15 protein-coding genes and 1 tRNA gene are annotated in these 21,761 nt (G+C 46.6%); 5 read left to right on the forward strand and 11 right to left on the reverse strand.

All coding sequences use genetic code 11. The features are described 5' to 3' along the window. Positions 1-68: 68 nt before the first annotated feature. The 7 genes from ACYIA1_RS17135 to dusB form a co-directional block, all read right to left on the reverse strand. Positions 69-1,700 carry a RagB/SusD family nutrient uptake outer membrane protein gene (locus ACYIA1_RS17135; RefSeq protein ID WP_005863444.1) on the reverse strand — a complete coding sequence of 544 codons (1,632 nt, stop codon included), beginning with the start codon at positions 1,698-1,700 and terminating at the stop codon, positions 69-71. A gap of 41 nt (positions 1,701-1,741) precedes the next feature. Then, positions 1,742-4,990, reverse strand: coding sequence for a SusC/RagA family TonB-linked outer membrane protein (locus ACYIA1_RS17140; protein ID WP_480336066.1), 3,249 nt, complete (start codon positions 4,988-4,990; stop codon positions 1,742-1,744). 185 nt (positions 4,991-5,175) lie between these two features. Then, positions 5,176-6,579, reverse strand: coding sequence for a glucuronate isomerase (uxaC, locus tag ACYIA1_RS17145; protein ID WP_259010409.1), 1,404 nt, complete (start codon positions 6,577-6,579; stop codon positions 5,176-5,178). Continuing rightward, positions 6,576-7,250 carry a bifunctional 4-hydroxy-2-oxoglutarate aldolase/2-dehydro-3-deoxy-phosphogluconate aldolase gene (locus ACYIA1_RS17150; protein ID WP_005860016.1) on the reverse strand — a complete coding sequence of 225 codons (675 nt, stop codon included), beginning with the start codon at positions 7,248-7,250 and terminating at the stop codon, positions 6,576-6,578. The genes uxaC and ACYIA1_RS17150 overlap by 4 nt, the downstream gene beginning before the upstream one ends. A gap of 36 nt (positions 7,251-7,286) precedes the next feature. Next, entirely contained in the window at positions 7,287-8,330 is a 1,044-nt protein-coding gene (locus ACYIA1_RS17155; protein WP_259010410.1) for a sugar kinase, read from the reverse strand. 82 nt (positions 8,331-8,412) lie between these two features. Then, positions 8,413-9,981: an ATP-binding protein gene (locus ACYIA1_RS17160; RefSeq protein WP_022192377.1), complete on the reverse strand. Its 1,569-nt coding sequence runs from the start codon at positions 9,979-9,981 to the stop codon at positions 8,413-8,415. A 299-nt stretch (positions 9,982-10,280) separates the two neighbouring features. Further along, positions 10,281-11,270, reverse strand: a complete 990-nt coding sequence (gene dusB / locus ACYIA1_RS17165; protein WP_044546651.1) for a tRNA dihydrouridine synthase DusB — start codon at positions 11,268-11,270, stop codon at positions 10,281-10,283. A gap of 279 nt (positions 11,271-11,549) precedes the next feature. Between dusB and ACYIA1_RS17170 the strand changes: the two genes are divergently transcribed. Genes ACYIA1_RS17170 through dprA form a run of 3 tightly spaced genes read left to right on the forward strand, consistent with a single transcriptional unit; the run spans position 11,550 to position 14,341 of the window. After that, positions 11,550-12,809 carry a peptidase U32 family protein gene (locus ACYIA1_RS17170; protein ID WP_005863429.1) on the forward strand — a complete coding sequence of 420 codons (1,260 nt, stop codon included), beginning with the start codon at positions 11,550-11,552 and terminating at the stop codon, positions 12,807-12,809. Further along, on the forward strand, positions 12,809-13,222 hold the full coding sequence (locus ACYIA1_RS17175; RefSeq protein ID WP_005860009.1) for an acyl-CoA thioesterase: 414 nt from the start codon (positions 12,809-12,811) through the stop codon (positions 13,220-13,222). Before ACYIA1_RS17170 ends, ACYIA1_RS17175 begins: the two co-directional genes overlap by 1 nt. Further along, complete coding sequence (gene dprA / locus ACYIA1_RS17180) at positions 13,223-14,341, forward strand: DNA-processing protein DprA (protein ID WP_480336070.1); 1,119 nt, start codon at positions 13,223-13,225, stop codon at positions 14,339-14,341. It abuts the gene before it with no gap. A 328-nt stretch (positions 14,342-14,669) separates the two neighbouring features. Here the strand turns inward: dprA and ACYIA1_RS17185 are convergent. From ACYIA1_RS17185 to ACYIA1_RS17200, 4 genes are all read right to left on the reverse strand, one after another. Then, positions 14,670-14,751 (reverse strand) — tRNA-Leu (locus ACYIA1_RS17185). A gap of 72 nt (positions 14,752-14,823) precedes the next feature. Then, positions 14,824-15,840 carry a S41 family peptidase gene (locus tag ACYIA1_RS17190; protein WP_195474801.1) on the reverse strand — a complete coding sequence of 339 codons (1,017 nt, stop codon included), beginning with the start codon at positions 15,838-15,840 and terminating at the stop codon, positions 14,824-14,826. A gap of 11 nt (positions 15,841-15,851) precedes the next feature. Continuing rightward, positions 15,852-16,721, reverse strand: a complete 870-nt coding sequence (locus ACYIA1_RS17195; RefSeq protein WP_480336073.1) for a DUF3316 domain-containing protein — start codon at positions 16,719-16,721, stop codon at positions 15,852-15,854. A gap of 3 nt (positions 16,722-16,724) precedes the next feature. Next, positions 16,725-19,460, reverse strand: coding sequence for a DNA gyrase/topoisomerase IV subunit A (locus tag ACYIA1_RS17200; protein WP_009016618.1), 2,736 nt, complete (start codon positions 19,458-19,460; stop codon positions 16,725-16,727). Positions 19,461-19,678: 218 nt separating this feature from the next. Between ACYIA1_RS17200 and ACYIA1_RS17205 the strand changes: the two genes are divergently transcribed. Both ACYIA1_RS17205 and ACYIA1_RS17210 read left to right on the forward strand, forming a co-directional pair. Continuing rightward, positions 19,679-20,446 (forward strand): porin family protein, encoded by a 768-nt coding sequence (locus tag ACYIA1_RS17205; RefSeq protein ID WP_005859999.1) that lies wholly within the window; start codon positions 19,679-19,681, stop codon positions 20,444-20,446. Between the two features lie 121 nt (positions 20,447-20,567). Then, positions 20,568-21,368, forward strand: a complete 801-nt coding sequence (locus ACYIA1_RS17210) for a hypothetical protein (RefSeq protein WP_229099729.1) — start codon at positions 20,568-20,570, stop codon at positions 21,366-21,368. Positions 21,369-21,761 lie beyond the last annotated feature (393 nt).

Consider the following 21,761-nt stretch of genomic DNA (forward strand, 5'->3'; position numbering starts at 1 on the left):
GCTGTTTCATTTTCTGAGACAGCCCGTAATGAATCTTATTCGTACCTTGATCGGTTTAAAGGAGCCGGTTAATATCCCTCGTTCTGCTTCAATTGACCATTCGATTTAGTAATCTCTTCACTTGGATACGGGAATACCATCATATGCGCTTGATAGGCGTTTTTGTTGGTGTAATCTTCGTAACCAATAATCGTGAACGCGGATTCCGGATTCGCCCGGTCTTCATATCTGCGGATACGTGGATGTGCGTTCAACTCTTTATCGGCCAATGTCTTTATGTCGGTATTGGAAGAACGGTTCCAACGCTTTAAGTCGAATAGATGATCTGTAAACTCAAAAGCCAATTCACAACGGCGTTCGTGATATAGATCCTTCATCGTGGCGGTGCCGGCAAGCGGTGTCAAGTTGGAGCGTAGGCGGATACGGTTGATGTCTGCGGTTGCTTTATCGGCTTGACCTGTCATTAAATATGCCTCGGCACGGAACAATAACATTTCTGCGAAACGGATGATCGGGAAATTGACACGGACCGTAGGCCAGTCTCCGTTAGCACTCACGGCTCCTTCACCTACAGGGTCTGAGTATTTGAACGCGTCCATGTATTTATTGATCATGAAACCAGCTTCAAGGTCGGAGGTAGACCAGAATTTGCGTGTCTCGCCGAAGAACGGGAACTCTTGGTTGTATTCCAAGATTGAGCGTACTAAACGGTCATTACCTTTACCATCTTTCGCCATTTCTTCGTAGATGTCGTAAGAGGGCTTCATCTGCCCCCAACCATTATATTTGCCCCATCCTTTGTTCTCAAGGATAATGCCCGGGAATTCGGTACCGCCCGGTAGTGCGCCGCCGATACTCGGAATAGTCCAGAGATATTCGGCATTCCAATAATCTTTCAAGTCAGACGAGAATAGTTCCGCGAATGTAGGAGCTAGATCTCGATTGTAGTTGTTCTCCAATTGATTGACCATCTCGATGACGTTGTTCCATTGGGTAGCATCCCAAGTAGCCCAGTAAGCATAAGTTTTCGCTTTGAACGCCACGGCAGCAGCCTGATGTGCCCGGCCCCGGTTGTCGGCGTCATAGGATTCGAAGTTTGGAAGGTAGGCGATTGCCTTGTCCATATCTTCGATGATCAGTTTATAATTGTCCATAACGGTAGCTTGCTGAGGCGGTATGGAGTTGTCGTAATCGTCGGGGAAGTCCTCGTAACGTACGAAAGGTACTCCTTGTTTATCCGTACCGTACCGATAAGCGATCAGATAATGTGCCCAACCGCGACTGAAGTAAGCTTCGCCCAAGCTGCGTTTCTCGACGGCGGTCAGCGTCGTTCCCTTTTCTTTCTTCACTAATTCTTGGATGATCCAATTCGCACGGGACATAGTAGAATACATACGGCTGAATACATCTCTTAGAGGAGATTCATCACCGGTATAGGCTAAGGTCGCCAAAGAGTTATAACCGCGTGTACGTCCCCAAACAATGTCGCATGCGGCTCCCTGTTCCCAGAATAATTCACGGCCGTAACAACCCTCTTGATGGAATCTTTCATATAATCCGTCAATGGCATCAATGGCCTGTTGATCATTCAAGAAATAGGAGGTTGTAGTTGCGTTTCCTTCCGGCTGAACGTCGAGGAAGTCGCTACAAGAACTACAAACCAATGCGGATAATGCTAATACTGTAATATATCTTTTCATTTTGATCCTTTGTTAATATGAATATCTTTTAAAATACCCGATTAGTATGTCAATTTGACTCCGACAGAGAATACGCGTGAAACCGGATACTTCAAGGCATCCCAACCGCCGGTTTCCGGGTCCATTCCTGAGTAGTTCGTGATCGTGAAGAGGTTCTCACCGCTAAGGTAAACAGACATCATGCTGTTGCGTTCTTGCAGGTGAGCGCATTTCCTGATAACATCACTCAAGTCATAGGATACGGTGAAGTTCTTCAAACGTAAGTAAGAAGCATTCTCCAGATACCAATCAGACGGTGTGCTAAAGTTGCTATTTGGGTCGTTTTTCGATAAGCGTGGAATATTCGACCCTGTATTCGACGGACTCCAAGCATTCATGATCTCTTTTGAGCGGTTGAAGTTTCCTTCTACATCGCTTAAGGCCATATATTTACCTACATATAAAGCTTGTGCTCCACCTACGCCTTGGAACATAGCGCTTACGGAAAGCTTCTTCCAAGTGAATCCTCCGGAGAATGAGAATGTAGTTTTAGGTGTAGCGCTACCGCAGTATTGACGGTCTTCATCATTGATAACTCCATCACCATTGGCATCGACGAATTTCAAATCGCCGGCTACAGCGTCCGGTTGGATTCGTTTTCCGTCTTTGTTTACATAAGCGGCTGCCTCTGCGTCGCTTTGAAAAATGCCGTCAGTCTTGATCAGATAGAAAGAGGCCAGCGGTTCTCCTTCGGCTGTTTGATACATATATGGAAGGTTACGATAACTTCCATCGAAATATGCATCATTTTTGGTGATACCTGTCCAAACGCCCGGGGTTCCGTCTGCGTTCTTTACCCCAATATCAGAAACCCAGTTCTTTAGATAAGAGAAGTTTCCGGAAACGAAGTACGACCAATCTTTATTTACTTGTTGGTTCCAATTGATTTGTGCCTCGAAACCTCGGTTGCGGACTTCACCTTGATTGACTAACATGGCATCGATACCGATCGTTCCCGGCCAGTTCATCGTTTGCGACTGGATCAAGTTGAACGTGCGTTTGTCGAAATAGTCGAATGCCATGCTCAAGCGATTGTCGAACATGTTCACATCTAGGCCTAAGTCCCATTGCTCGGAAGTTTCCCATGTTAAGTTGGGATTTAATGCGGTAGAGTTATAGACGAAGTTTCCCCAAATCTTGTTCGATTCTACGCCGTACTGTGCCTGCTCCGACCAATAATTCTTACCTAATAAAGCTGATTTGTAATTGTAACCGATAGATCCTAGATTACCGACACGTCCCCAAGAAGCACGGATCTTCAATAAATTCAGTGTCTCGCTTTTCGGGAAGAAAGATTCATTAGAGATTTTCCATCCGGCTGTTACGGCAGGGAAGTCGCCATAGTTATTATCTTTAGGTAGACGGCCTGCGTAATCACGACGCCAAGAGGCTGTAACGAAGTAACGATCGTTGAAGGAATAAGCCAGACGGGCGATCAAGGATACGTTTGCGTCAGGACCGGTCAAATAATCGGTAGCGGAAACAGAATTCGCATAGGATAGATATTGTAAATAATCGGATTCGTCAGATAAATCTTTTCCATTAACCTCTAGCCCTCGCTTGCTGTAATGATCGGCCGTAGTGGATAGTAAGACACCCAGGGTGTGCATGTCATTAAACGTATTGTCGTAAGTCAATGTGTTTTCCGTTTTCCATGCGTCTGCACGGTAAGTCGTTTCATCCAGATTATTTGTCAAGGAGGGTTTTCCCACCTCGTCACGGATCGGACTGAAGTTCTTATATAGATTATTCTTCAGGTTGTAAGTGAAACGGCTCGTGAACTTTAAGCCGGTAACGATATTCGCTAGTTCCAGACTGGTCGTACTCCAGATGTCGCTGGTTCGGTCATAGCGGTTTTCCGCTTCCAGCAAGCGAACCGGATTGACAGCGTCTCCGTGGATATCCGCAAAGTTGGAGCCATATTTGGCGATGTAATCCGGGTCTTCGGTCGTTGTTCCACCGTAAGTACCATCCAGCGGATTGTAAACCGTAGCGCTGGCAGGCATATACATAGCCGCCGCGACAACTCCCGTATAACCACTGTCGGTATCTTTTGAACGGCTTTCGTTGTTTTTCCAAACCACGTCTTCGGTGATGGTCACCCATTTATTCAATTTGAATTTACCGTTGTAACGAAGTGAAAGGTTCTTGTTGAAAGTATTGATCAATACACCTTCATCGTTATCGTAAGCAAATGAAACACGGTTGGAGGCATTCTCGGAACCAACATTCAAGGCTACGTTATGGCGTTGGTAGAAAGCGGTGCGGAAGATCTCGTCCATCCAGTTGGTACGTGTGGTACCTACCCATGGGTTCTTGGTCAAATCCCAACCGGTCGGCAATGTAAACCCCGCGTTTGCGTAAGACAGTTTTCGCATCTCGAGTTGCTCTTCCGCATTTAACGGCTCGATTACGTTTCTAGCTTTACGAACACCGAAAGTTGCGTCATAGCTCAACGAGGTCTTGCCCTCTTTCGCCTTCTTGGTGGTTACCAAGATAACACCGCCGGCTCCGGATTGCGCTCCATAGATAGCGGCAGAGGCAGCATCTTTTAAGACGACAATCGTCTCGATATCATTCATAGAGGCGATGGGTGCGCCGGGAACACCGTCAACAACCCATAATACGTTATCGCCATTCTGTGAGCCCTGTCCACGAATCACGATCGAGGGTGTAGCCGTCGGGTCTCCACCGTTCGCTTGTACGGTAACACCCGCTAACTGCCCTTGCAACATACTTTCGGTAGAGGTAACCGGACGGGCCACCAAGTCTTCCGTGTTGTTCAGCACGCCCACGGAAGCGGAGAGATCTTGTTTGCGTTGCCCCGCTCCATAACCGAGTACGACTACCTCATCCAATTTCTGCGTATCTTCTTCTAGGATGATGTTGAAGGTCGTTTTCCCGTTTATCGGGATACTTTGCGTCATATAACCGATATAACTGATCTCTAAGGTAGCGTTTTCCGGAACTTCCAGTAGGAAATCTCCATCGAGCCCGGTGATTACTCCGTTTGTCGTCCCTTTTACGATCACGTTCGCGCCAATTACAGGAATCCCCGCCTGGTCTTTGACGATACCGGAAATCTGTTTCGTACTTTGTTGGTAGATGCTGGGACTCGGAAGTTCTAAGCCCGATGAGTGCCCGAAGACGGGAGAAGCTTGAGCGGTTTGGGTACCTGCCACTATGCCACATAAAGACATCCCTACGCATAGATGCTTGACAGGGATGAAATCATAAAGCCGTTGTTTCATGTTTGCGTATTTTAGTGTTTATCTAAATCTGCCGCAAAAGTAGGCGTAATATGTGCGAGTATAGTGGAAGGTCTTATGAAGTGTTTGTGAATAAAATGTTGCAAAGCTGTTGCAGCCTTACTGCAACGCACGTGCAGTGTTACTGCGACAGGCGTGCAGTAACATTGCAATGTGGGTTGCAGTAATCAGAAATCAAAGTATCGTTTAGCGTTGTTGTAACTGATGTCCTCCACCATCTGTCCAATGAAGGAAAACTCGGAGGCGGGCAATAAGCCTTTCTCTATCTCATTGCCTAGCATATTACAAAGGATCCGGCGGAAATACTCATGACGGGGATATGACAGGAAGCTACGGGAATCTGTCAGCATACCGACGAAACGGCTTAAAAGCCCGAGGCTGGAAAGCGCATTTAATTGATCTTCCATACCTTTGATCTGATCGAGGAACCACCAAGCCGCTCCATATTGCATCTTCCCGGGTACACTGCCGTCGTTGAAATTGTAGGCATTGGCTACCATCAACTCGGTGTCGCGGGGGTTCAGGTTGTAAACGATCGTTTTCGCTAACAGCCCTTCTTGATCTAAACGGCTGAAAAAGCGGTTCATGGATACGGAGATCGGCTGATCGTCGATAGCGTCGAAACCCGTGTCCGGTCCTAATAACTTGAACATCCGTTTGTTATTATTTCGGTTAGCGCCGATATGGAATTGTTGTACCCATCCACTCCGGGCATCCATCACCGCCAATTCGTATAGCAATGCCGAACGGTATTTGCGAACTTCCTGCTCCGTGAGCGATTTACCCATACGAGCCTTGAGGAAGATCACCTCAATCTCCTGCTCGGTATAAGGTTCGGCATAGAATGTATCCAACCCGTGGTCCGATAACCGGCACCCTTGGGCGGCGAAGAAATCATGTCGTTTTTGTAAAGCCTCCAATAAATGCTTGTAGGTGAGGATGGTCTTATCGGCAGCCTCCTCCAGCTTGGACAAATAGTCATTAAGCGCCTTGAAATTATCGATAGCGAGTACCTTGTCCGGTCGCCATGCCGGATATACACGAGTGTGGCATCCGTTTGAACGTATTTTTTGATGGTATTCCAAGGAATCTATAGGATCGTCGGTCGTACAAACGATCTCTACGTTCATCCGTTTCATGATGGCTTGCGCACGATACTCGGGGGTACGTAGTTTATCCGTACAAGTTGTGTAGATTTCCTTGGCGGAAGCCGGATTCAAGACTTTATGGATTCCGAATATACGGCTAAGCTCCAGATGCGTCCAATGATAAAGCGGATTTCGCATCGTGTAAGGCATCGTCTCGGCCCATTTAAGGAATTTCTCGTAAGGAGATTTATCTCCGGTGATATATTCCTCGGGAATACCGTTCGCTCTCATCGCCCGCCATTTGTAATGGTCTCCGCCCAGCCATATCTCCGTAAGATCCTCGAATTGGTGATTCTCCGCTATTTGCCGGGGATCCAGATGGCAATGGTAATCAATGATGGGCATCTTCGCCGCATGCTCGTGATATAACTCACGGGCCGTGTCGGTCTGGAGCAAGAAATCTTGATCTAAAAAGCTTTTCATACTTGGCGATACTTTTGAATGATAGATAAGGCGTCGCGGCATAAATCGGTAATGGATTGCCAATCGTTTCCCGCTATCGCTTCTTTGGGAAAGAGTTTGGATCCCATTCCTACGCAGGTCACGCCGGCCTTGAACCAAGCGGATAGATTCTCCTCTGTCGGCTCCACGGCACCGGTCGCCATGATTAGGGTCCATGGCATGGGTGCCTTTATGTTCTTGACAAATGAGGGACCTCCTACATTTCCGGCGGGGAATATCTTGCAAAGGTCGCAACCTGTTTCTTGGGCAAAGCCGATCTCGGATACGGAACCGCAGCCGGGCGTATAAGGGATGAGGCGACGGTTACATATCTTCGCTATCTCCGGGTTAAACAGCGGACCGACTACGAAGTTTGCCCCTAGCTGTATGAATAAGGCGGCTGTGGCCGGGTCTACGATAGAACCTACGCCCAATACTAATTCCGGACATTCCTTGGCGGCGTATTTTACCAGCTCGCCAAATACCTCGTGGGCGAAATCTCCCCGGTTAGTAAACTCGAAGGCTCTGACGCCTCCCTCGTAACAGGCTTTTACAACTTGTTTTGCGATCTCTACCTCTTTATTATAATAGACGGGCACCATTCCGGTTTGGATGATAGCCTGTAATGTTTGTATTTTATTGAATCGAGCCATATTGGGAATTAAAAATTGAAAGTTGAGAATTGAAAATTAGCGGGAGACACGGCCGGAGGTGTCGCCGGACATGAGTTTTTCTACTTCCTCTACGGTTACTTGGTTGAAGTCTCCGTAAATTGTGTGCTTTAGGCAAGAAGCCGCTACTGCGAAGTCCAAGGCTTTCTGGTCGTCACCGGGGTAGGAGAGCAAACCGTAAATAAGGCCTCCCATAAAAGAATCGCCTCCACCTACACGATCGACGATATGGGTGATGTCGTACCGGCGGGATTCGTACAATCGGTTGTCGGCGTATAGCACTCCGCCCCATGTGTTATGATTGGCATTGATGGAGCCTCTTAGCGTGATGATAACTTTCCGGGCACGTGGGAAGTGAGCCATTAATTGGGTACATACCGACTGGAAAGAGACGGCGTGTACCTCACCTTCCGTGGCGGCGGCGTCGAAACCTTCGGGCTTGATACCGAAAACCTTCTCGGCATCTTCCTCGTTTCCTAGAATGATATCGCATCCGGCTACTAGTTCCGGCATGACCTCATGGGCTGTCTTACCGTATTTCCAGAGATTTTTCCGGTAGTTGAGGTCGCAGGATACCGTGATGCCCAATCGGTTTGCCGCCTGTATCGCTTCCAAGCATACGTTGGCGGCACCTTCGGATATGGCTGGCGTGATACCTGTCCAGTGAAACCAAGAGGCATCCTTGAATACCTCGTCCCAATCGATCATCCCCGGTTGGATCTCGGCGATGGAAGAATGAACCCGATCATATACCACCTTGCTGGCACGAGCGACCGCTCCGGTCTCCAGAAAATAAATGCCTAACCGTTCCCCTCCGTAAATGATCTTGGAAGTTCCGATACCCTGTTTGCGTAATTCCATAACGCAGGCACGGGCGATGTCATTTTTGGGTAAACGGGTTACAAACTCAGTCTCTATGCCATAGTTGGCGAGTGAGGCAGCGACATTCGCTTCCCCTCCGCCAAAAGTAGCGTTGAACTGATTGGCTTGGCAAAAGCGTAAATAGTCCGGAGTAGCCAGCCTAAGCATGATCTCTCCGAAAGTTATGACTTTCTTACTCATGGTGGTATAGTATTATGTTTTTCGCAAATGTAAGGGTTTATTTCGAATAATGTATAGCGTGTGTGCGAAAACATAGGCTTTTTTATTCCACCACCCACCGCTCAATGTTTCGTGTCTCGGAAGAAAAGTTTACACCGATCTTGAAAACCTTGCGTCCATCGTTGGCGAAAGGCAGGGCGTATCGTTTCTCGTCGATTTGCCGCAGGGCATCTTCCGCGGAGCCATTCAACTTAAACTCCATGATGTATATGTAACGATCGGTCTGTACGACGAGGTCGATACGACCGTTTGAGGTGTGGTATTCCACCTTGGCGTAAAGCCCGATCAGTCGGAAGACAATGAAAAGTACATTTTGGTAATGCAACTCCGTGTCTCGTTCCGGCTTTTGGCCGGCGATCACCTCGTAAGGGGTGTCGGCGAAGAAGCTTTGCAAGCGACGGAAGAAAGCGTCGTAATCACCATTCTCCACCTCCCGGACAAAACGCCCGATTTCGAAAGGAGTCTTTGGGGCGCTAACACTGGTGTAGAAAGGAAGCAGGTATTTGACAAAGCCTTCTTCTACCTCTAAATTGGGAAATCCTAGTTTATAGATACCAAAGCGAGAATCATAATCCTTGATCGTAAGGTAGCCGCTTTGGTAAATGACAGGGACAGGATTGCTAGAGGTTGAGTCGATACTATTCAGCACATCGGCATCGGTTTCGGTATTTGCCAGCTCATAGAGGTCGTAATGGGTGTGCTTGAGTAACTCTACTAAATAAGAAGGTGTTCCGGTCTCGAACCAATAATCCTCAGGCCGCATATATTTAAAGGTATTCAGCAGGCTGAAAGGGTTATAGATACCCGGTACGTTGGCTACGAAATGATAGCCGTCGTAACGCTTTTTCAGCAAGGAGCGTGTTTCATCATAGGTCAGTTCGAGGGAGGAGGCCAGTTTATGGATATCTCCGTCGAAATAAGTTAGTAACTCTGCTTCCGTAATCCCGCAAATCGCGGCGTATGGCTCTCGCATAGATATATCGTCCAAGTTATTTAGGTCGCTGAATACGCTCACTTTCCCGAACTTCGTGACACCAGTTAGAAATGCCAGCCGGATATATCCGTCCATGGTTTTCAACACACCGTAGAACGCCTTTAATATCGCACGATATGCCTCTTGAAGCTCTGCGTTCTCTAGGGCTTGGAGTAAAGGCTTGTCGTACTCGTCTACCAGCACGACAACTCTTCGTCCTGTTTTCTCATAAGCTCGGCGTATCACACCGGTGAAACGATCGGAAGGTGTGGTCTCCCTGTCATCCTTCCCCCACCGGTCTTCCCAAAGATTCAAGAAACGCCGTAGTATGCTTTCCAAGGCGCCTGCGTCTGAGTATTTCTCGGCATTCAAATCCAGATGCAGGATGGGATACTCCATCCACTCTTTCTCCAGATTCGCGATCGCCAATCCTTCGAATAGCTCTTTCTTCCCTTGGAAATAGGCTTCCAGAGTAGAGAGTAACAGGCTTTTCCCGAAGCGTCGGGGACGGCTGAGGAAGTAGTAACTTCCGGTATTCGCCAATTGATAAACCAAAGCGGTCTTGTCGACGTAGAGATAGCCGTCCTTACGAATCTTCTCGAAGTTCTGTATACCGATGGGATAAATAGTCTGGTTCATAGTGCCAAGTATTTAATGTGACCTATTGACAAAGATACGATAAGTTTCTTGATTTAGGATATAGAGTCCGGAAAAACAAAAAAGCCGCTAGTCCCAATATGGATGCGGCTTTTTTTGCTCCTCAATGAAACAATCTCACGATTCCCCCCTTGCAAAGACTTGTTAACCTTAGATCTAAAATACTATGAAAAAAACTCGATGCAAATATAAGGGGTTTTATAATATGCGTCAATAGTATTTGTAACATTTTATTGTAAAAATATCGCAAATAGGTTTCAATTTGATATATATCAAGCTTGTTATTCTAGAATTCCGTACTTTTTAGGAATATTATTCATAATTTCGAATAATTCGTTAACAGTCTCCGCACGTAGCATGGCGATCCGTGTTTGCTTGAAATCGGTAATACCTTTGAAGAGCGGAGTAGCTGCCAGATGACGACGAATATGTAAGATTCCCCTACGTTCGTCCAATCGTTCCACGCTTTGCTCCACTTGTTTTTTTAGGATATCCAGATACCAAGAGAAAGGCTCTTGCGGCAATAATTCCCCGGTCGTAAGATAGTGTTTTACCTCCCGGAAGATCCAAGGGCGGCCTATGCTAGCCCTACCGATCATTACGGCGTCTACGCCATAGTCCTCGAAACGCTGTTTGCATATCTCGGCGGAAGTCACGTCGCCATTCCCGATGATAGGGATTTGCATGCGAGGGTTATTTTTTACGGCACCGATCAAGGTCCAATCCGCCTCGCCCGTGTACATTTGCGCCCGTGTACGTCCGTGGATGGAGAGGGCGGCGATACCGCAATCCTGTAGTTGCTCGGCCAGATCCACGATAACGCGGTTGTCGGCATCCCATCCCAAACGGGTTTTCACGGTGACGGGGATGTTCACGGCTTTCACCACTTCTCTCGTGATTTCCAGCATCAACGGGATATTGCGTAGCATGCCGGCCCCGGCTCCCTTGCCCGCTACTTTCTTTACGGGGCAACCAAAGTTTATATCTAAAATATCCGGACGAGCTTCCTCGCAAATACGTGCGGCCTCTACCATCGAGGCTACGTCCTTACCGTAAATCTGGATAGCGACCGGACGCTCATCATCGGAGACATTTAGTTTTTGCTGTGTTTTGTTCACACTGCGGATCAACGCGTCGCTTGATACGAACTCCGTATATACCATGTCCGCCCCGAAGCGTTTGCACATCAAACGAAACGAGATATCCGTCACGTCCTCCATAGGCGCCAAGAATACCGGACGCTCCCCTAAATCTATTGAACCAATCTTCATACCTTCTGTTTGCTAACTAAATAGAGATTACAAAAGTACTTCTTTTTGGGGAATAATTTTTACATCTCGTAAGATGATCGGTGGATGGAACAGGCGTTTTTAATAATCCGGATCATTTATGATATATTGATAGAGCTCGGATTGCCCCGCTTTATTTAGGATCTTGTGCTTCTCCAACTGGAACTATTCTTTCATGATGGGATGGAGGGTTTGTGCTTATAAGAAATCTTCTCAAATATTATTCGTACCTTTGCTACCGTAATATTAAAATATATAACCTTGAAAGAGAAGGATTTTGAAATAATGGCGCCTGTCGGTTCCTATGAATCGTTGATGGCTGCTATACAAGGAGGGGCCGACTCCATTTATTTCGGTATCGAAGGATTGAATATGCGTTCTCGCTCGTCGAATAATTTCACGACGGAGGATTTGCGTAAGATCGTCGCTATTTGCGGGGAACATGGTATCAAGAGTTATCTCACGGTTAATACGGTTATTTATGGTGAGGATCTTCCGTTGATGAGGGAGATCATAGACGCCGCTAAGGATGCGGGTGTCTCCGCCATTATCGCCGCCGATGTGGCCGCTATGAATTACGCGAATAGCATCGGGCAAGAGGTGCACTTATCCACGCAATTGAATATCTCGAACGTGGAGGCGTTGAAGTTTTACGCCCGCTTCGCCGATGTGGTCGTATTGGCTCGCGAATTGAACTTAAAGCAGGTGCATGAGATTTATCAGGAGATCGTGAAGCAGCAGATCAAAGGCCCGAAAGGGGAATTGATCCGCATAGAGATGTTCGCTCACGGGGCTTTGTGCATGGCCGTGTCCGGTAAATGCTATTTGAGTTTGCATGAGATGAACGCTTCCGCCAACCGGGGGGCTTGCATGCAAATTTGTCGTCGTGCCTATACGGTGCATGATAAGGATAGCCAGATCGAGCTGGATGTGGAGAATCAGTATATCATGTCGCCAAAGGACTTGAAGACGATTCATTTCATGAATAAGATGATGGATGCCGGCGTACGTGTGTTCAAGCTGGAGGGGCGTGCCCGCGGGCCGGAGTATGTGCGTCTCGTGACCGAATGTTATAAAGAGGCGGTCAAGGCCTATTGCGAAGGTACCTTCGATGAGGAGAAGGTAGCGGTTTGGGACGAGCGTCTGCGCAGGGTCTTTAATCGCGGTTTCTGGGATGGCTACTATCTGGGACAACGATTGGGTGAATGGAGCAGTAAATATGGCTCCGGTGCTACCCGTAAGAAAGTGTACGTGGCACGGGGTATCAAATACTTCAGCGGAATCGGTGTCGCCGAGTTTGAGATGGAGTCCGGTTCCTTGAGAGTAGGCGATGAGATCTTGGTAACAGGTCCCACGACCGGAGCCGTTATGCAGACCGTCGATGAGATCCGGGTAGACCTGAAACCGGTGGAGGAGACCGTGAAAGGGGAACGCTTCTCGATAAAGATGTCCGAGAAGATCCGCCCGTCCGATCGTCTTTATAAAATGGAGAAAGTACAAATCGAAAAAGAACTACGATAATGAAGGAATATATTTTTAAACTGACAGACAAGGTTCGCGATTATGAGTGCGATTTGCAAGGCGTGGTGAATAACTCCAATTACCAACATTATATGGAGCATACCCGGCATGAGTTTCTGGAGTCGTTGGGTGAGAACTTCGGCGCCATGCATGAGAAGGGCATCGATGCTTTTGTGGCCCGTGTGGATATCCAGTTCAAGAACTCCTTGCGGAGCGGCGATCGGTATACTTCTTGCCTGAATGTATATAAGAAAGGGGTGAAACTGGTGTTCGAGCAAGATATTTACCGGGAATCCGATGGGGCGCTGGCTACTAAAGGAGTCGTGGAATCCGTTGTCGTAGAGAATGGCAAATTAACCAGAGGAGAATATTTCGATGAGATGCTAAAGCGAATAGAATCAAAACAAGCATAAATGACAGACAAACAGATTTACCAAATTGGCCTTACTATGATTAATGGGGTGGGAGATATCCTAGCCCGCCATCTTCTGGAAGCGTTGGGGGATGCGGAGGCCGTGTTTACGGAAAAGCGCCAGTCGCTAGAGAAGATACCGGGTATCGGCGATTCGATTATCGCCGAGATTAAGCGGGCGGATGTGCTCTTACGGGCAGAGAAAGAATTGGCTTTTGCCCAAAAGAACGGTATCTCTATCTATTTCTTGAAAGATATGAATTATCCGGAACGTCTGCGGGAATGCCCGGACGCTCCGGTTTTATTTTATTTCAAGGGGAACGCAGATTTAAACGCCGCCCATATCATCAGCGTTGTGGGTACTCGTAGGGCCTCCGCTTATGGGCAGGAAGTGACCGAGCGTTTATTGCGGGATTTGTCCGTGAGTTTCCCGGATCTATTGGTCGTTAGCGGACTTGCGTATGGCATCGATATTTGCGCTCATCGGAATGCGCTGAAGAACCAATTGCCCACGGTGGGCGTATTGGCGCATGGTTTGGATCGTATCTATCCTCCCGTGCATCGCTCTACGGCGGTCGAGATGTTGGAGCGGGGAGGTTTATTGACCGACTTTCCTAGCGGGACGAATCCGGATCGGCAGAATTTTATCCGGCGAAACCGGATCGTAGCCGGTTTGGCGGATACCACGATCGTTATTGAATCGGCGGAGAAAGGAGGCTCTTTGATCACGGCGGATATCGCTTTCTCGTATGGCCGGGATGTCTATGCCTTTCCGGGTCGGGTAACGGATATCAACTCTAAGGGATGTAATGGCTTAATCCGGCAGAATAAAGGAGGCTTGATCACTTGCGCTGACGATTTAATCATGGCGATGCGTTGGGATGTCGCTCAAAAGACAGACGCGTTACCGGTCCAAACCCAATTATTGTTTCCGGAGAACGAGGAGAGTGAACGGATCTTGTCGTTCTTGGAAATGCGAAAGGAATCTCATATCAATGAATTGTCCGTAGCCTTGAATCTTCCGGTACATCAATTATCTTCTCTGCTCTTTGAGTTGGAATTGGATGGAAAGATAAAATCGATGCCGGGAAGCATCTATAAACGAATGAAACCCCTATAAATAATTAAAGCCTGTCTCACGACAAGCCCTAACCAAACTTTGTTAACCTTAAATCTAATACTATTATGAAAAAACCACAATGCAAAGATAAGCTTGTAAAGCCCCTTTGTCAAGGGTTTTGAGTATAACTTGTGTTAAACAACATGCCTGCCCGGTATAAAAAATGTTTTTGAATTTGAAACTATACGGAATAGGCACAAAATCTTCTAAAATTAACAATTTGGATGTTGTTTGTAATCCTTGATCTGCACAGTGCTTGTATATATGGAGGAGGTTTATCCATACTAAAAAATCCTTGTAAGCGAACTTACAAGGATTTCTGGATTTGTGCGGCTGAAGGGACTCGAACCCCCACGCCGTGAAGCATCAGATCCTAAGTCTGACGTGGCTACCAATTACACCACAGCCGCATTGGAATCGTGTGCAAAGGTAATGCTTTTTTATAAACTTGCAAATATTTGCGTTGTTTTTTTAGCGAAACCTTATTTCTTCTCGGTCTCGGACAAGAGGTGGGTGATCGCCGCCTCGATAATCGTATCTTTACCTTTCTCGATATCTTCTTGGGTCATAGAAACCTTATATGTAGGATCGATACCGAATTCCGTATGCTGTTTGTTTACATCTAGCATGGGAGACGCAGAGAAACGGACACCCCAGCCGTTGGGCAACTCGGAGTTGAAGGGGAAGCCACTACCGCCTCCGGTGCGATCTCCCATCGTCGTTACATAAGGCATCATGCGTACTTTCTGCACGAAATCGTTGGCGGCGCTGTAGCAATGACGATTCGTTAAGACCACGACAGGGCGTAACCAGCGGATACGCTCGGAAGGTGAGAGATAAAGGGGATAAGGTTCGGAAAAGTCATCGTGCCCTTTACCCGTCTTATGTTGGATATAGCCGGTCAGTATCTTTTCCTCCAAGAAACGAGAAGCGATGCGATCGGCGTTTGATAACATGCCACCGCCATTATCCCGGATATCGAAGATCAAACCTTTGCAATCCTTGAATTGATAGAATATGTGATCCAAACCGCTTTCGCCGGCCGAACTGGAAAAGCTACCGTAATAAATATACCCGATCTGACCGTCACTCAATGTCGTGTATTTAAGCCCTCCGGCGATCGAGTAGTTCCTTCCGAGATAATTCTCTTGTACGTCTGAGTCGAAATTATCCGGATAATCGAGGTACCAATCCCAATAGCGGGACATATTGAAGGTGGATATCAAATTGGTATGCCCGTCTTTCAGCTCGTTTAGCATATCGCCTAATACGTCAAATAGGACGTATTGGTTCATCGTATCGCTTATCTGCGTCTTATAACGGTCGTGAACCTCGTTCCAATCAATGTCCTTGTATTCGAAGAAGCAGTAATTCTCATCCAATATTTTCCAAAGCGCCTCAAAGTTCTCCTGTGGGGAGGCCACGTATTCGTCCGATTTCTCACATCCGGTAAACAGGAATCCGAGAGATATACATATATATATAAGGTATCGTTTCATTTGATTTCCTTTTAATAATAAGCGCTTCTGAACCGCTGGGTATTCTTTAGGCGTTTTCCTCCGAAAGAGATGAATTCTTTCACGAGGCCGATCATAAAAGAGTGAGAGATTATATGAGACTGTATCCCATTGACATCTGTACGGTAAGAGCTGTTTAGGTAACCTGCCCGTATCGTAAAATTACAAACCGGGAAATCTACCGTGAAAAAGTTCTTCATGGCTAATTTATTATGGAAGGAATTGAATTGCACCACTCCCGAGGCATTCCCTAGGTTGAAGATCTCGTAATACGATTGCCCGTAATGGGGGGAGAATAAAACACCGGCGAAGGGGATCGTGAACTGGTAGCGTAGCGTCATGGGATATTCTTTGACGCGTAACTTATAGATCGCCATGGCGGAGATGTTCAAATCGATATCCGCTTTCGCCGAGGCCGGGTTATTTCCGTTGCGGGTATTGTATATAAAACCACCCATGCCATGCACGGCACCACCCGCCAGAAGCTTTAAATCCGGCAATACCGTGGGCAAATGATAATGGTAACCCAACGTATAATCGATAAAGCCCGCGAAATCCGTAGCGGTAGAGGCAGCATTATCCGTGCTAGCCAGATCGACGCTTATGATTTGCTGTCTGGATACCCGATAGTTTGCCAGCTGGACCCTCTTCATCCGTTCATTCATTACCCGTAATCCGGGGCCTGTATATTTCTTATCTTCCATGCTGGGAGATAAATAGGTGTCCATTAGGTTGTAGCTTCCTATACCGACCATGGTCCCGCTGTTGATAGACCAAGGGATCTCGTCTCCATCGGACTGGGCCTTGGCCAATGACGCGAGAAACAGCAGGAACAAACCAATCAAACAGGTGATAGCTTTCATAGGTTATTCGTCAAACAATTTCATCTGTCCCGTAATTTCATCGATAATATCCGTGGTACTCTGCCCGTCGTCAGTGTCGTTTCCCTCCTCATTGCCTTCGGTATCGTCTGATTCCGATGCGTTTTCGGAAGGGACGAAGCGATTCGGTTCCAGCTCATTGATTGTCTCGACCTCAAATGTAGAGATTCGTTTACCTTTGGCTTTGAAGCCTTTCACCGCGATAAATTCGTCGGCATCGAGGACGAGAGCCTCCCGGAAGGCGTCATGGCCTCCGAAGATCACCTCGATACGAGGATAGACCTCATCCGTAAGCAACATCAAGCGGTTCTTCGGATTCTCTCCTAGGAAATTCTGCTTCCGGGTGTTTACCTCCAGCAGGAATCGTTTGATATAATAATATTTCTGATCCGCATCGTATAATACGGCAGTCCATATCTTGCTCGGCTGGTATTTCTCGATGACCATGATATTGGACTCGTAGTGATTGCTAAGGTCAAAATTCGTGACGTAGAAATCGCCGTTCGGCAGGATCACCAATATCTGATCGTTGCTATGGAACTCGCCTAGCTCTTCTCCCCGCCCATCGTAATTTAACCGGAGTACGTCCCAGTCGAACCATACTTCCCGGCCTCCCAAGGTGGAAGAGCCTTTCTGCTTGAGGCTGATCTTGTGCACTTCCGCTTTCGTCAGGATATTACCTTGAGAACCCCGTCCCTTAATGGCTATCTCGCTGAAGTTCTTTTCGAAGACGAGTAGTTTCTGCCGGGGTTTGGGTTTCAGGATTACCTTGACGGTCTCCGCCTCTCCGTTCGGGTTTGCGCTGAAGTAAAGGACACGGGAGTTTTCCGTACCTTTGGTCAGGTCGTATTCCCGATCGCGTGTAGCGCCTGTGACGGCGAAGCGTTTGATGTAATTATATCCGAACTTACCGTCCCGGTATATGACGTTGTAAATCGTCCGGTTGTCGTTACGCTTAAATACGTTGACATATAGAATATCCTTACCGATAAAGATCTTATCCGCTACCTTGACGATCTTATAAGTACCGTTGCGATAGAAGATAATGACATCGTCTATATCCGAGCAGTTACATATGAACTCGTCCTTTTTCAGTCCCATGCCGATGAAACCTTCTTGACGGTTGATATACAATTTCTCGTTCGCCTCTACGACCTTGGTCGCCTCGATCGTGTCGAAATTGCGTATCACGGTATGGCGAGGGTAAGCCTTGCCGTATTTCTCTTTCAGCATGGTAAACCAATCGATGGTATAGTCGACGATATGTTCCAGCTTATCGTTGATCTTGGCGATTTGTTCCAAGGTCTGGGCAATGAACTCGTTACTCTTGTCGGAGTTGAACTTTAAGATACGTCCCATCTTGATCTCCATGAGTTTCAGTATATCGTCCCGGGTAACCTCACGGATAAATCGGGGCTTGAACGGCTCTAAACGAAGGTCGATATGGGATATCGCCTCGTCCATGTTCTTGGCGTTCTCGAATTCCGGATCTTTATAAATACGTTCCTCGATAAATATCTTTTCAAGGGAGGCGAAGAACAGGGCCTCCTCTTGCTCTTGTTTCTGGATCTTGAGCTCTTCCCGTAAAAGCTCCAGCGTACGATCCGTAGAGTGGCGAAGCACATCGCTGACCGTAAGGAAATGCGGCTTGTCCTCCTTGATCACGCAACAGTTCGGGGAGATACTGATCTCACAATCCGTAAAGGCGTATAAAGCATCGATGGTCTTGTCTGAAGAGACCCCCGGAGCGAGATGCACCAAGATCTCTACATCCTTGGCGGTATTATCGTCTACCTTCTTGATCTTGATCTTTCCTTTATCGTTCGCTTTTAGGATGGACTCGATCACGGTAGAGGTTGTTTTTCCATACGGGATCTCCGAGATCACCAATGTCTTATTATCGAGCTTGCCGATTTTTGCACGGACTTTCACCGATCCACCCCGTTCTCCATCATTATATTTGGCTATGTCGATAGAGCCTCCTGTCTGGAAATCCGGATATAACGCGAATTCCTCTCCCCGTAGATAGGCGATGGAAGCATCTAATAACTCATTGAAATTATGAGGGAGTATCTTGGAAGACAGGCCTACGGCGATACCTTCCACGCCCTGTGCCAGCAATAAAGGGAATTTTACCGGTAAGGTAACCGGTTCCTTATTACGCCCGTCGTAAGAAAGCTGCCAAAGGGTTGTCTTGGGATTGAATACGGTCTCCAAGGCAAACTTGGAAAGGCGAGCCTCTATATAACGAGGAGCGGCGGCTCCGTCTCCCGTCAGGATATTACCCCAGTTTCCTTGGCAATCGATCAACAGATCTTTTTGTCCCAATTGCACCAAGGCATCTCCGATAGAGGCATCTCCGTGAGGGTGGAACTGCATCGTATGACCTACGATATTCGCGACCTTGTTATACCGCCCGTCATCCAACCTTCTCATGGAGTGCAGGATACGTCGTTGTACGGGTTTCAGTCCATCGTTGATATGCGGAACGGCCCGTTCCAAGATCACATAAGAAGCGTAGTCTAGGAACCAGTTTTGGTACATCCCAGACAAATGATAGGTCGTGACACGTGTATCCCCTTTCCCCGGGACTTTATAGTCGGAATGGGTATTCGCCTCTTCCTCCGTAGTCTCGTTATCTTGGGTATCACTATTTATATCCTCAATTTCCTCGTTTTCCTTATCCTCGATATAATCGTCTTCTTTATCTTCCGGTCTCATAAAATCCAGTTCTTTCTACACAACGCTATTACGCCAAATTGCTAACAGGGTGTAAATATAGCAAATATTCGGCAGTTTTTATAAGAATGAGGCTTTTACGAGAGTGAGTTTGCGTTAAATAAAGAGATTTTATAAAATAAATATTTAGGTGGTAGGGGTTTTTCAGAATCTTTTGTCTTATCAATAACAATTGATATTTACATATAAAAGAATATGATATGAAGAAGCTGATTTTATTTGTGTTATGCGCTTTGAGTGGCTTGATGGTGAGCGCTCAATCACGCTGGGGGATTACTCCGGAGGGTGGATTTGCCGCGGTTAATCGTGTTGGAATGGGCTCTAGCTGGCGTGCGGGGGTTAAGGTAGGCGTTGGTGTATCTTACCAGTTTGAACCGGGATGGATTGGATTGAAATCCGGTTTATATTATGCGAATAGAGGGTATTCGTTGGGAGATTATCCGAGAACGACGGAGTCTGCCACGTATGTCTTGAAAGAGATGATGACCGGTGGTATCACGCAACATTTTTTGCAATTGCCCGTGATGGCTGATTTCTCATGGAAAGTGTCGAAAGAGGTACGTATGCATTTAGCGGTCGGTATGTATGCCGGTGTATCTGTCAAGAATGATACGAATTGGGGATCTTCGTTTACGATGGGGTATTCGAAGGAGCCGCAGGCGCTTGGTAAATATGTCAAATCTACTGGCCTAGGGTATAGTTATGGTTATGGCCATTCGGGATATGATGAGGCTGAAAACGCCGATCATCCATTTCGAGACGTGAATTCTTTTGATTGGGGATTGACAACTTCTTTTGGTATAGAGGTGAATAACTGGGTGATGAATCTGGGGTATGATCTCTCTCTAGGTGATGAGGGCGGTAACTATAAGATCGATGGCGATAATTTCTCTCTGTATGAGGTAAGAAGTGTCGGTGCCAATTACAATACGATGAGTCTGACGGTTGGGTATAAGTTCAAGCTTTAACGGCAAATCACTCATAGGATACGAATCTGACGAATATTCGGTGTCTTTTTTTAATAGATATGCAGCTTTTGAGATTGTTTGATCATCTATAACTTATAGAAACTTAAATAAATAAGATATTATGAGAATCATCAATCCGATAGGTGGGATCATCCTGCTTTTTGTCTTGCTGGGCACTCTGGGGTGTAGCGAGGACTCATTTCAAGATGAGGCTAAGCCGGTGATTTGTCCTAGTGTTGTTTATCCGGAGGGAGCTAGATTGGCGCGAGTTTGGTACGGTGCGGGTATTTCCTCTCCTCAGAGTCTAGCGAAGGAATATGTGTACGATGAGTCGGGACGTATCTCCAAGGTATTACATCCATTGAATACGGAGGATGGAGAAGGATACTTGATTGGCTACGTTGAATATGTTTATGACGAGTGGGGTTTTTTGTCTAAAGAAGTTTACTTCAACAGAAACCTAGATCAGACGTATCATAATTTGTCTACGCTTCATTATAAGTATGATGAGCAAGGTCGGAAAATAAAGGAGATTACTGAATATCCGGTTATTGGCAAGAGCAAGGTGACAGTCTTTTCTTATAAGAATAATCTTCTGGAACGGAAAGTTGAGTACGACGAACTCGGCCGGAAGCTTACTTATACGGACTATGAGTACGATGAGACAGGGTTGTTGACAAAAGAAACGATTCGTGATCCCGAAACGTCCGAGGTTCTCCGATATAGCGAGTATCGCAATGAGAACGGATTGAACATGGAGATCATGGTTTATGCCGACCTTCCGACAGAAAAAGAATCCATAGAGCTTCGTCGGATCACGAAGTCCTATGATCAGAATGGCAATCTGCTTCAATTAGTCTCTGAAGAATTGGCTTCTTCTAGCTCCCAGTCGAGTTTCTCGGAGTCCTATGAGTATATTTGAAGGCGTTCGTGATGACTTTATTCGATATGGAATGTCATCACGAATGTTTTTTCCTTCGTATAGGGTGCCTATTCGTCCAATCCTTGTTCGTTCGGATTTCCGGTCTTCATGAAATACCCTTATACAATAAGACCCCTTCCGTAGTTGTTCTCACTCCTTGTACTTTTTCTCCGGTAATTTGAAAATTCTTTTAGTTCTTATGGTTTTCTATATTTGCCATAAATATAACAAAAAATGCAGAGCGTAGCGTCGGGATTAAAAGCAAAAGTGGGTTTCTCTTAGAGGTAACAAAAGTTTCATACTGAGGAAACTTTAGTTTCCCTATAGAGAAACAAAAGTTTTCCGCTTATTAAACTTTTGTTTTCATATGGAAAAACTTTTGTTTTTTAGGCT

The organism is Parabacteroides sp. KHUB-02 (genome assembly GCF_056640955.1).